This window comes from Streptomyces sp. WY228, from assembly GCF_019287315.1.
In the GTDB taxonomy this organism is placed as follows: domain Bacteria; phylum Actinomycetota; class Actinomycetes; order Streptomycetales; family Streptomycetaceae; genus Streptomyces; species Streptomyces caviscabies.
Genome location: NZ_CP079114.1, coordinates 1 through 13,004 on the forward strand (window position 1 = coordinate 1; position 13,004 = coordinate 13,004).

The following is a 13,004-nucleotide window of genomic DNA, read 5'->3' on the forward strand; positions in this document are numbered from 1 at the left end:
GCTGGTCCCAGAACCGCGGGCTGGCTGTGATCAGCGGCCTCAACAGCGACGAGGAGTACCTCGCCGTGCTGCGTGCGCTGCTCAGCTTCAAGGATGTGTCGCTACGGGTGCTGGCCGATGCCGTACGTCAGAGCGGTATCTCCTTCAGTCGCGCCTCGTTGGGGGCCGTGCTGAACGGGAAGCGTCCGATGGCGTTCGAGCATCTCGCCGCGATCTTGTTCGTGTGCGGGGTGCCCGTGCGGCAGCAGCATGGGTGGGCCCGGGCGTTCGACCGGCTCGACCCGGGCCGGGACATGGCCGCCAACTGGAAGCCTCGACGGCTGCGGAAGATGCGCATGGTGCTTCCCCCCGTCGAGCAGGTGGTGAGCGCCGTCTCGGTGGCATCCCCCGCGCGGCTGCGTTTCGCGGAGGTGCTCGAGAAGGCCTTGACGGAGGAGAACGTGACCATCAAGGCGTTCGCGGCCCGGGCGAAGCTGGGGATCGAGCTCCTCGACCGGCTGTTCGCGGGCCAGTTCGTGCCCGGGTGGGCGGTCGAGAGGGCCCGGGCCGCCGCGGTAGACGCCCGGCCCGTCGCCCAGAGGGAGCTGGACCGGCTCTCCAGGATGGTGGTGCGCTCGGCGAGTCCGGAGGAGAAGCGGGAGTGGAACCGGTTCACGCGCGACCATGAGGGGTTCGCGTCCTGGGCGGGGTAGTACCTGATCTCGGGTGACGGAAGGCGGGGGCGAGGCTTGAGGGCCTCGCCCCCGCCTTCCGTCGTTCTCGTCGTCGCTCGCCGCCTCGCCGTGCTCGTCGAGGTGGTGCTGGCGCTCGTGGTCTTCCGGAGCGCGAAGGCCTGCGAGGTGACGGGCACGGCGGCTGCGGCTGTTGGCTCACGGCTTCTGGTTGGTCTGGTCGGGGCTGCTCTTCCCCCGTCATGGCCTTCGTACACGGCCATCGTTCTGCTCCTCGGCGTCGGCGGGAACGAGGCCGCCGCGGAGCGATGGCTAGATGCACCAGGAACCCCTGGCACGACGGCCGAGAGCGCGCCAGTGCTCGAGTCCGTTCGACCGCTCCCGCGGGCGCCTCTCAGCGGACCGCTGGCGTCCCTGGCTGGTCGCTCTGCCCTTCGGGGGCCCCTGGGCTTTGTCTGCGGATCTGCCGCCGTCCCGTGGGTAAGCCGCTGACGCGCCGAGGGCGTGCTTGTCCGTGCGGGGTGTTGTTCAGCGGGTCGGTCGGGACTCGCTGTCGCGGGTCGACTTCTTGCTTGGCGGCATTGGGCTCTTGGTTTCCGTTTGGCTTTCTAGCGTTCTTCGGAATACGGATATTCGCGGCGCCCCCTGTGCGGCGATATCAGAGCGAGGGTAGAAGGGCTGCTTGCTTGCCTGATTGATATGGGGGGTGCGCTTTCTGATTTCCTGCTCTCTTTCAACTGTTTCCGTCCTGATTCCCCTGAGATACATCGCTCTCCTAGTCGGCTTCCGATCCGCCTGGCGAGGTGGCGTTCGATGCATTTAATATTTCTAGGGTTGTACAGGTACTCCTTCTCCATCGGGAGCACTGCACAAAGATGGTTGCAATTGCAACTTTCAGGAGAGGGTTGACCCTCTGGAAGGTGATGGCGTTGATCGAGGCCGCGCCGTCTGCTGGGTACTCGGTGATCGCTACGGGGCAGCTGGACAGGGTCCGTTCAGTGCCGCACCTGGAGCCGCCTTGGGGAGTGAAGCGCGGTCACTGCGGGGGGAGCCTGGTTGTCTTGCCGTGGCCGGCGCGTGCTTGAGGTCTTTCCTGCTGTGGCACGGAGGGGCACGGCTGCAGAGGCTTCTCTGAGCCGGCAGGGGGTGCTGGAGGCGTTCTTGCCCTCTGAGGGTCTCCTGACAGGGCCGACAACGGCTTCCTGGTGCTTCCGGGGTGCCCAGGGAGCACCGGTGGCCTGGAGCGGCTCTTCAGGCTGTTTGGCATGGCATGTCTGCCGAGGGTCGCAGCAGTATTTGGTCCGTCGCGCTGTCACGGCGGACGACGCAGAACCGGCACTCACGAGATCGCCCTGGGGGTGTACGCGCGTTGCCTGGCCGCGATGGGAGAGGGCGGGGCTTGTGCCTGTCATAGAAGGTAGTTCAGGCGTGTCCTGCGCATCACGCTGGGAAGTATTTGAAACGCGTCTGCAGCAGGGCAGGACCTGGTCGAGCGCGTGATTCTCATGCAGGGCGTTCGCCTTCGGGCAGGCTGCCGCATACCTCCGCGCGTTTCGGTCTGACCTGCGGTTTGGGGCTTTCGCGGTCGGGGAGCCAGTGCGCAACGAAACGTTTCTCAGCCTGCGAGCTGCGCGCGATGCCACGGCTCAGCTCACGCAGACCTGCGGTGGTGGTGTCTGCGGGACTATGGCCGGTCTCCTGGCGTTCCGCCGCTACGACCGCTCGTGGGCAGGGTCCCTGGCGCTCCGAGCGACATCAGTCGTCTGGCTGCGCCCTTGCTGGCGCCTGGAAAGGGCGGGTGAGCGTGGGACCGCGGCGGGGCGCGGTTCAGTCCCGGCTCTTTGGGTTGTCAAAGGCCATGACCGTTCGCTTCGGCAGGTGTCAGGTCCTCGGTCCTTTGAGGACTCATGGAGGCCTGTGCGCTTGCTGTCGCCGCAAGAGCACGCCGGCAGGTCACGGACGGCTGCGGGACTGGTTGCGGAGTGCGCGGCGCCCGTTTGGGCGGGGCACGGCAGGGACTGCCGCCTGGTTGGGCCAGAGGAAGGGGTGAGGAGGGGCTCAAGGCTCTGCTTGTGAGGCAGGGCTGCTGGTGGGGCAGGGGGCTTTGGGCAATGGGTGAATGGTCATTGCGGGCTCCAACGGCTGGATGGTGTCTGGCTGTCGGACTCTTGGGGTGGGCGGAGTCTTCTCAGACCCCGCCCACCCCAACAGTCGGGTTTGAGGCCGCAGTTGGCGGCCTACCCAGCAGTCGCGGGAAGGGCTGCAACCGATCCCACGGTTTACGCTTTCGTCACCCCGTCCGGACCAACAGATGAGAAATGACGAAGGACCGAGTGCAGTTGCAGTGGACCCGGGAAGGCTGTCTGCGGCCGCACTCGTGGACAATCCTTGTGGGACGTCGTGTGAATCAGAATGTGCGAGGCACCCCGCAAACAGGAAGCCTCTGAGCCAGCGCTGAAGAATGATGTCTCTGACCTGCAGGAACCTGCCTGCTGCGGTGACGGGTTCCCTCAGCGTGAGACTGGCTTGTGGTGCCAGGGATCTGTTGAGACCTGTCGCGTTGTCTCGTCCTGGCGTCGCGAAGCGGCAGCGCGATAAGGAACAAGATCGGCCTGGTTCGGAGACTGGCTGTTTGCTTTGATCTCTTCTTCGCGGCGCTCTCGGTACTGGCCGGCGGAACCTGTGACGCGCAGCGCTTCGGCACGCAGGCGGTACGGGCCGGAAGGGGCGCGCAGCGAACGGCTGTGACTCCTTTCGAGTGGGCTCGGGGCTTGCGCTCTGGGGCGCGCAGGTGGTGGGTCCGGCTCTGTGAGCGGTCGAGCCCGTCTCCTCCAGGAGCGCGGCTCGTTGGCGGAACCGAGAAGCGAACGGGCTTCACCGTCGGTGCTGGTTGCGGGGGTCCGTGAGGGGTTCTGTGCCGCCCAGGTGACAGTGTGCGAAGCATTCTGGCTCGACTGCTGTCCGCGAGGGTCCGCTTCGATCGACGGATCAAAAGGCTGTCTCAGGTTTCTGGGCGCATGGCTCAGGTCTGCCCCGGCATGGGACGGCTGGGGAACCTGGGACGACGGATTGAGAGATTGACCTCTCGATCAACAAACATATGTTCACGACTGCAATTTTTAATTGATTGATTTGTGATTCTTGAGTGCCGTTTTCGGTTTACTTAAGGGTGTGACCCTGTCACTTCAGCTGCTGTGCCCCGCGTTGTCCGGGCTGTCTGGTGCGTGGATGCGGCCCCCTTTGAGGCTCTGGGGCTGCGGGTCCGCCCCGGCAGCCAGGAGGGTCAGGAAGGAACAGGAGTCGGCCTCCGGGCCGGCATCCGTCGCAAGCACTGGATCTGGGGATGCGCGGCATGCACTCCGTCGCCGGCGGCCGCGGGTCGAGCGGTGCAGACACACCGGGGTCCTCAACCCGCAAGCCAAGGGGTGGACAAGAGGGGCGGCTTGGGCGGGTGTTCGTGCCAGTACGGTGTGCCGGGTGAACGAGACACCTTCCGGAGAGACTGTTCAGCAGCGGCGGCCGGCTGCAGGCGCTGTCCGTCCCGAGCTCGCCGAAGCACTGCGGGCCCAGGGAGCGGATGGGGAGCGGGCCTTGGAGCTGCTGCTGGACGCCGCGTATGTGCTGGACCGCCCGGACAGCTTTCACCGGGCCTTCGAGGTCGCGCTTTCGTGTGTGCGGGGTGCTATGGACAGTGTGCTGAAACTGGCAGGTGAGGACTTTCCCGGGCCGCAGCGTGCCGCGCGTGCTCTGGAGGATGCGGCCGGGGCTGTCGCCGACTCCTGGAGCGAGCAGGGAGAGGTCTCGTCGGATCTTGTGGACTCGCTCCTCGCGACGGTGAGGGAGGTGCGTGCCCAGAAGGCGGACCGTGGCGGTTTTCGTGTGCGGCAGGTCGAGCGCCTCCTCTTCGAGCAGACACGGCAGGAGATGGGGCTGGCCGAGCAGCAGGGGGCCCGTGACTCCTGGAGCGCGTTCTACAGTGGGGCCTCAGCGGTGCTGCACGGCTCGAACAGCACGGTCGACGCACGCCAGCAGCTGGCCGGGGTGGTCGCTGCCATGGAGGAGCTTTTTCTGGGTCTGCCCGATCGGGCAGACCGGTTGCGGGAACTTGCTGTGCTGGAATGCCCGAGCCAGCAGGATGCCGACGAGGTCGCGCGGATGACCGATCCGCGGGCCGGCGCCTATTTCTTCAGGGCTGCGGTCAGTGACAGGTGGCTGGGACTGCTTCCTCTGGAGCGGTTGCTGCCCGAGGAGCGGCGGTGGCCGGCGGCTCCGTATATGCGGCGGCTGCTGGCCAGGCAGCCGGGGCTGGTGTGTGCCTGGGGCCAGGAGCGTCTGGAGGAGATCGCCGGGCAGGGGGCGGGGGCGCTGTGGCAGGCCGTGTCTGTGGTGGCCGAGGGTGGTGTCGCGGTCGGGGCGCTGCTTGAGCGGATCGTGCGGGAGTATCCGGAGCGGTATGTGCAGGTCCGTGCAGCGGACTGGGCTCATGACGTGCCGGTGGCAGACCGGGACAGCCTGTGGGTCAGGGTGGTTGAGAGGGTTCTCGGCTCGGTGGAGTTCACGAAGCGCGAGGAGTGGGAGACGGGACAGTTGCTGGCCTCGCTGAAGGCTACGGCGCTTCCCGAGGGCCGGCTGCGGGACGACGGGGACCGGTTGGGAGTCATCATCCGCTCATCGCTCGCGGGTGTCCTGGCCGGTCATCTGGAACAGGACGATGCCCGGCTGGAGGTCGAGCTGTGCAACGATCTCGGGTCTGCCGAGGCAGTGGAATCCGCGCATTCGGCCGCGGTGGGGCTGATGCGGGCTGTGCTCGACCTCGCGCGGGACGAAGCGCGGCTCGGTGTGCCGGTCGATCAGCGACTCCGGGCGGTTCGCGTGAAGCCGGTCGGTACGCAGTTCCGGGCACGGCTTGTCGCGGTGCATCTGGCGGAGTCGTTCACCGTCGATACTCAGGCCGGTGCCGGGGCTGCGTGGTGGCAGGAGGCGGTGGAGGCTGCCGGGCAGGTCGGCTGCGGGAGGTGGCCGTGTGCGGATGTCTCTGATTTCGTCGCCCTGCTCTCCGGTCAGTGCCCCGCCGAGTCGCGTGAGTCCGTGGACGGGGCTCTGAGGCAGGGGCTCGGTACTCCCCCGACGCAGCGGGAGATCAGCGAGTGGGAGGGAGCTGATGGGCCGGTTCCTGATGCGTGGCGCATCGTGCGAGGGTTTTCTGCGGTGCTGCCTGCTGGGGTGCTCGCCGGGTGGCAGCCGGTCCTCACGGTGCTTCAGCAGCAGTTCGGGCCGGCACCGGCCAGGGTCGAGCCGATGATGAAGTTCGACAGCTGGGTGGAGTCCCACGGTGGGCTGTCCCTTGACGCGTTCGCCGCCCTTGCGCAGGCGCAGGGACCGGCCGCGGCGGTGGCGGAGCTCGCCGGTGCGGCCGTGCCCCGGATGGACAGTGACGAGGACGGGAACGAGGAGCGGGCGGGGCTGCTCGGCGAGCTCGTCGCCAAGGACCCGACGCTGTGGGCCGGCGAGCCGGCCGAGGTCGCGGCGGCGGCCGGACGTCCAGTGCTGCAGGCCGCCTACTTCAACGCGCTGCACCGTGCCGCGGGTGAAGGCGGCCTGGAAGAGGGTGTCGTGGCGCAGGTGACCGAGGCGGCGTTCGCCGTGCGGCCTCTTCAGGGTGCGCAGGACGGGGCGGCACGGCTGGAGATGGTCGTCAGCAATCTGCTCCACCGCACCTGGAATGCCGGCGAGTCGGTGCAGGCCGAGGCGGAGGCTGTGGCGTGGCTGAGCGGCCTCGTCGAAGGCTGGACGGTTCCTCGCCGGGACAGTGACTCGCCGCTGACCAAAGCGGTGTACGGGCCGGGCGGCAGCGCTCTGTTGTCGCTCGTCGTCTGGGGGCTGCGGCAGGCGCGGGGCGGGAGCGGGCTGCCTGAAAGGCTGAGCGCAGTACTGGATCCTTTGCTCACCGGCGAGCCCGACGACCAGGCCCTGGCCGTGATCGGGTTCGTGCTCAGCCAGCTGTCGCAGGCGGATGCGGATTGGGCGGCCGGGCATGCCGGAGTGTTGCTGACCCTGGATGAGGCGTGGCGTCCCGCGCGTGGCTGGCTGGCCCATGGCCGGCGGCGTGATCACCAGCTGCTGGCTGCGCTGGACCGGTCCGGGCTGTTCGACGTGCTGGCCAGGTGGGAGGCTCCGGGTGAGGGTGAGGGTTCACTCGACAAGACGCTGAACGCTCTCCTGCAGGAGGAGATGCCGCTCGGCCCGGCTGCGGAGTTCCTCGCCGCTCTGTCGGGCAGGGAGGGCGGGGCGCAGACAATCAGTGTGATGCTGTCCCGCCTCGCCACGGCCCTGACCGGTGCCGGCGAGGATGACCGGGAGTGGGCGCAGCGGCGGGCTGTGGAGTTGTGGCGGACCGTGCTCGATGCCCGGCTTCCTTCCGAGGCGCTGCGCGGTGCAGGTCACTTCGCTTTCGCGGAGACGTTCGACGAGGACACCTGGCTGGAGCTGACCGCGCGGACCGTGGCGCAGCAACCTGATCTGGACGACAGCGACCGCATGGTCAAGCGTGCGGCCCGTACTCCCGGCTCTGCCTACGCTCAGGTCATCGCCGCGGCCGCGCTGGACACCGCTCCGGCCGGTGGGTACCGGCGTGGCGAGATCATCCGCTACGCCGGAAACCTGTTCGCTGCTGCTTCGGGGGGCGCACCTGAGTACGAGGCGTTGAGGGTTGCTTTGATCAACGCCGGAGCAATCGAGGTGGCGTACGGGAGCTGAGCCGGCGTGGTGGTGCGGATGCTGCGTGGCATCCCGGCGCGCCCCGTCACACGGGCGTCGCTGAGCAGGGGTGTGCTGGATTTCCAGCGCATGGACTTCCGCGACGGCAGCATCCGGCTTTTGAACTCGTCCTTCAACGGCGCCACTGTGAACTTCGCTGACGCTGTGGGAGCGCCTCCTGGAGGGCTGCTCTTGGCCTCGTCCTCACCGTGGCTGACCGTGCTCACCGGGTGGCCACCGGCGTGACTCGACGGCTCTCCCGGCGTCATGGGGTAGGCCGGGGCGCATGCTTCAGGATGCCGGAACGCCCTGAGGCTGTCGGTCATTCTTTGATGGAATGGGCATGGAACCATCGGATCCAAGACGTGGGAGCGCAATAGCGTCTTCGATTCGATGGTGGGGTTCGTTGCTTGGAGAGCGGGTGCGGGACCTGCTGGGCGGGGTGGCGCTGGAGACCGCGCCAATCTCTCTGCAAGAGACCTCCGGCCGACATGGACATCTGCTGGTACATGCCTGTGCGGCATGTACCAGGTGGCTCACGTGGTGTGGACAGCCGAGGCCGGCTCGTACGCACTGATCGGCTGGCGCCTCCAGCCACGCGTCTGTAATCGTGGGCGCTATTCGGACTCCGGGTGCATCTGTACCCACCGGCCGTTGACGGACTTCATCTCAACGCCGTAGTACGGCTGGGATCCGGTCGCGGGGGTACTGATGCGCGCGGACGCGCCCTTGGTCTTGGCGCGAGACCGGGGTTGCGTCATCGTGGTCTGGGCCTTCTTTTTCGCGTCCCGCTGCCGCAGTTCCTCGATCCGCTTCAGCAGTGCGGCACGGCTCATCTGTTTCTGCTTCGACGCCTGGGGCAGGCCAGCGAAGGGAGCGGGAGGCTCAGGGCCGACACGGATGCCAGTGAAGGTGACTGTGACGGTGCTGGTATCGGGGCCGGGGCGGCAGGCCCGGTGAGCTGGTCTGCGGCCGTTGAGGGTGGTGAGCTTCTTCTTGCTCACCGGTAGACGACAGACGACGCAGCGCTTGAGCACAGCCATGGCGATCCCCCCAGCCTCAGCATTTCGTTGAGGCGGAACGATAGCTCTTGAAGCCTCAACCTTCACGCCGAACCCCTGGAATCAGTCAGGTGTCATCCGGCGAACGGCGGGGCCATGTCTGGGACGCTTGGAGGAAGGGCAGTTGCTGGGGCGTCTCCGTCGGGGCGGAGCCGACCTTTCCGGCACACTCAAGGCGTGCCGGAGACGAGTGGACACTGTGTGTGACCCGACTGGCGTAGCTCCCGAAGTTCCAGGCCGGCAAGGAACTGCGCCATCGGCAAAGCCCCCGAGGTGTGGAGGGCGTGTCGGTCGGCCGGAGCCTTGGGGACGCCCGTAGGCGGGACGTCCTCCTGCGTAATCTTTCCGAACCCAGGTTGTGAGGCAACGCGCGGGCGCGGGTGCCTGTCTGGCGGCCGGTCCAGCGCGATGTGCGGCATCCGTACGAGGTAACGGGCCTTAAGGGCAACACGAATGGGCGATAATTTGTTCGAATTGCGGTGGGGTTCTGGACAACGCAGCGTGAGCATCGGGAGACTGGATCAATGGCATCCTCCGTACATGAGGCCTCGTCGTCAGCTCTGGGGTATCTGTTCCAAGCACAGCTGGCGCTGCTGGAGTTGCTGCGTGGTGCGGAGCAGCGGCCGGACGGGGCGATCAGTCTGGAGCTGCATGATGACGTGGCGTGGGAGGAGAACGGCGCGCCTGTCGATCTGCTGCAGGTGAAGCACCACGTCCGTGGAGTTCGGACGCTTGGAGACAAGGATGACGACGTCTGGCGGACCATCAAGTCGTGGATGGACACGCACGACCCTGGTGACGCAGACGGCCCGTGGTTGACGCTGGTCACCACGCAGCAGGCGAGGAAGGGCTCGGCCATGGCCGCGCTCCGCTCCCCCGACCGCGACCCGGCGGCTGCTGTGGACCTGCTGACCGCGGCGGCCCAGCAGTCCGAGGCACGGGACACCAAGGAGTCACGCAAGGCGTTCCTCGAGCTTCCCGGACCAGCCCGCGCGGTGTTCGTCCAGCGAATGCGTGTCGTGGACGGCTCCCCCACCATCGACGACCTGGACGGCGCCGTCCAGGCGAAGCTGCGTGCGGTGTTGCCGCACGGGCACACCGACTCGTTCATGCGGCAGCTGTGGGCGTGGTGGTATGAGCAGACCGTGGAGATGCTGCAGAAGCGGCACACGAGCGTCTCGGTCGACCGGCTCATGCAGCGGGTGAGCCGGATCCGGGACGACTACACCTCCGACCGGCTGCCCACTCTCGTCCAGCGTGAGGACTTCCCCGAGGAGGCGGCAGACGAGCTGGCAGACGCCAGGTTCGTCCATCAGCTGCTGTGGGTCGGGGCCGGTCGGCAGCTGGACAAGGCGATGGTCGACTACTACCGCGCCTACACCCAGACCGTGGCTTGGCTCGAGGACGATCTGGTCGACCTCGACGAGCTGTCGAAGTTCGAGGGCAACCTCGCCGACGAGTGGAGCCGCGAGTTCGACTGGATGCTCGACGAGCTCGGCGACGGCGCAACCGAATCCGACCAGCAGCGCGCCGGGCGGCTGCTGCTGCGCAAGGCACTCGACCAGACGCGGTACAAGGTCCGTGAACGCTACGACGAAGCATTCTTCTCACGGGGCAAGCACCACGAGCTCGCCGACCGCGGACGCATCGGCTGGCACCCCGACTTTGAAGAACGCATCGAGAACCTGGTGAGGGCCGTTCGTGGCTGACTGGCACGAGCGGCCCCAGGCGGGAGCCGCGTTCCTCAATCCGGCGCTGCTCGCCGCCATCCATGCCTCCGCGGCACGCGCCTACGAGGCTGAGCGACGGGGCCGGGCGATGGTCTGGCCGCTGTGTTTCCTGGTGGCGCCCCTCGTCCTGCACCGGCCCACCCGCAGCGCACTGCCAGCGTCGACACGGACTCATCTGCCGAAGTGGGTGTCCGATCACCCGGTGCTGGTCGCCGGTCTGCCCGCGAGGAGCAAGTCACTGATACCCGCAGTGCGGGAGGGACTACGGTTCGGTCTGCGACATGACCTACTCGTTCTTGAGAACGGCACAGTGCGGGCGGCACAGCCGCGGGAGCCGAAGACCACAGGCGAGCTGAGGGAACTGCTGCGCAGCGCGGCGCTCGTGGGGCGATGGACTGCAAAGAGCGAGAACCCTTCCACCGTCTTCGCCTTGTTGGGCATGAGACCCTAACGTTCGTGCAGCTGCGGTCGATCATCCTTTACAGCAAGAGCGGCGACAAACGTGTCCTGGACTTCCGGCTCGGCGAGCTCAACATCGTCACCGGAACGTCGCAGACCGGCAAAAGCGCGCTGCTCGACATCGTCGACTTCTGTCTGGGGCGCGACGAAATCACTCTGCCGGCCACGGCTATCTTCCGCACGGTCGCGTGGTACGCGGTCATGCTCCAGCTCAACGACACCCGTATCTTCGTAGCGCGCCCGGCGCCGGGCCCCAATGCCAGGTCCGTCACCAACGGAATGATCGAGGTCGGGGCCGACCTGGCCATCCCCGAGCTGGCCGATCTCAAGGTCGCCGCCGATTCCGACACCATCCGCCGACAGATCGGGCGGCGGATCGGCATCGGTGATCCCCGCGCTGAGGCGCCGGCAGGAGGTTTCGCCGCCCCGCTCAGCGCGAACCTGGGGCACGCGATGCTGCTCTGCCTGCAGAACCAGGATGAGGTCGCCCTCAAGCGCGCCCTGTTCCACCGGCAGAACGACGAGGCGCACATCCGCAGTGCCCTGAAGACGACCATCCCCTACTTCCTCGGCGCCGTCCCCGAGGACCAGGCCGCCCGCCAGCAGCAGCTCCTCCAGGCCCGCCGGGCGCTACGCAAGGCCCAGAACGACCTCAAAGCCGCTCAGGAGCTCAACCGCGACGTGGAGGCACGGCTGCGCTCCCTGCTCAGCGAGGCGCGCGTGCACGGCCTGGTGGGCGATACGGCCGCCCTGGACAACGACCGCAGTGCCATCCTCGCCGCCCTGCGGGAAGCCGCATCGTTCCAGCCTGGCAACCGTTTCGACGACCAGCAGCAGCGCCGCCAGGAACTGGAACTCAGCCAGCAGGCAAGCAAATTGCGCCGCCAGCTGCGCACCGTGGCCGAGGAACGCAAGCTCCTGACCGACCTCGAGGCCGAGGAGAACGGGTACCGCGGCGTGGTCGGCCGCGGCATGTCACGGCTGTCCGCCCTGGACCTGGTGCCCGCCGGCACATCGGGCACCGCAGGCATGTGCCCGGCGTGCGGCAGCACGCTGGAGGATCCCGACCCGACCGTCACTGACATGCAGCACACCCTCCAGGAACTGCGCGGGCAGCTGGACGCCGTCCGGGCGGCCCAGCCACGCCGCGAACAGGCGCTGCGCGAACTCGAACAGGTCGCCGTCGAGCTGCGGCAGCGGCTGCGAGGCATCGAGGGCGCGCTCAGCGTCCTGGCCGAGGAACGCGAGCGCCACGCCGGCCTGCTCGGCCAGGCCGAGACTCAGGCTTACACCCGCGGGCGGATCGACGCCTACCTGGGACAGATCAACAGCGCGTCGGACGGCCGAGAGATCCAGCAGCTCGAATCCGATGTCTCCATCGCCCAGCGCATCGTGCAGGAGCTCGAAGCGCAACTGGACGCGGACGACATCGAGGGCCGGCTCTCCCACAGCCTCGGCTACATCAGCAGCCAGATGACCCGCCATGCCCGATACCTGCGGCTCGAACAGGGCGACCGGCTCGTCCGACTCGACCTGAAGAAGCTGACCGTAGTCACCGACGCCATCGACGAGGTGACCGAACTCATCCGGATCGGCAGCGGCAAAAACCACGTCGGCTACCACCTTGCCGCGCACCTGGCGCTCCACCAGTACTTCGTCTCCAACCACCGGCCAGTCCCCCGCTTCCTCATGCTCGACCAGCCGACCCAGCCCTATTACCCCTCCGACATGGCCAAACGGCGCGGCAAGCTCGAGGACCTCTCCGGTGACGACGACCGGGAAGCGGTCAAGAGGCTCTTCCGGCTGATGTATGAGATCACCGCCAGCCTGTCCCCGGACTTCCAGATGATCGTCAGCGACCATGCCGACCTTCCCGACGACTGGTTCCAACAGTGCGTCCGCTACAACTGGCGCGACGGTGAAACCCTCATCCCGCCCGGCTGGCTCGACACCCCGCCCCTTCCATAGCCCCGCTCCCCCACTGCGGATGAAGCATCGGTCGCCGCACAGTGGCTGCTGCGCCGCGGTTCTCCGTTCGCGTGGGACGACGCCGTGTTCGTCCCCTGTTGTGTGACCCGTCGAGCTGTCGCAGGAGCGGTCGGGTCGCAGAGAAGGTAGCTGGTGGCCGGTACGTCAAATACCGTGCTTCAGGCTGGGGCTCCTCCTAGGATCTGTCTGTGACTGGCCCGCAGCCGATACCCGGCCCGCTGTTCAACCGCCCCCTGCTGTCGCAAGCGGCGCCCATACCTCTGACCTGCTCCTCCCGGATCTGTCCTGGGCGGCGACCCGCCTTGGTCTTGTTCGAGAGCCCGATGGCTGGCTGGACA

6 protein-coding genes are annotated in these 13,004 nt (G+C 67.4%); 5 read left to right on the forward strand and 1 reads right to left on the reverse strand.

Annotation, left to right across the window (positions count from 1 at the left end; translation table 11 throughout):
• Together KV381_RS00005 and KV381_RS00010 are read left to right on the forward strand one after the other, a co-directional pair.
• Nucleotides 1-692: hypothetical protein (locus KV381_RS00005; RefSeq protein WP_218784156.1), on the forward strand; the 692-nt coding region annotated here is incomplete at its 5' end.
• A gap of 3,570 nt (nt 693-4,262) precedes the next feature.
• The gene (locus tag KV381_RS00010) at nt 4,263-7,427 is read left to right on the forward strand and encodes a hypothetical protein (RefSeq protein ID WP_218784157.1); all 3,165 of its coding nucleotides are present in this window, start codon (nt 4,263-4,265) and stop codon (nt 7,425-7,427) included.
• A 617-nt stretch (nt 7,428-8,044) separates the two neighbouring features.
• On the opposite strand, the gene KV381_RS00015 is transcribed toward KV381_RS00010, so the two are convergent.
• On the reverse strand, nt 8,045-8,470 hold the full coding sequence (locus KV381_RS00015; RefSeq protein ID WP_218784158.1) for a hypothetical protein: 426 nt from the start codon (nt 8,468-8,470) through the stop codon (nt 8,045-8,047).
• 542 nt (nt 8,471-9,012) lie between these two features.
• On the opposite strand from KV381_RS00015, the gene KV381_RS00020 reads away from it, so the two are divergent.
• Genes KV381_RS00020 through KV381_RS00025 form a run of 3 tightly spaced genes read left to right on the forward strand, consistent with a single transcriptional unit; the run spans nt 9,013 to nt 12,645 of the window.
• On the forward strand, nt 9,013-10,197 hold the full coding sequence (locus KV381_RS00020) for an ABC-three component system protein (RefSeq protein WP_218784159.1): 1,185 nt from the start codon (nt 9,013-9,015) through the stop codon (nt 10,195-10,197).
• Complete coding sequence (locus tag KV381_RS36255; protein ID WP_256994989.1) at nt 10,190-10,669, forward strand: three component ABC system middle component; 480 nt, start codon at nt 10,190-10,192, stop codon at nt 10,667-10,669. Before KV381_RS00020 ends, KV381_RS36255 begins: the two co-directional genes overlap by 8 nt.
• Before the next feature lie 5 nt (nt 10,670-10,674).
• A complete protein-coding gene (locus KV381_RS00025) occupies nt 10,675-12,645 on the forward strand; it encodes a DUF3732 domain-containing protein (protein ID WP_256994990.1) in 1,971 nt (656 codons plus the stop codon).
• Nucleotides 12,646-13,004 lie beyond the last annotated feature (359 nt).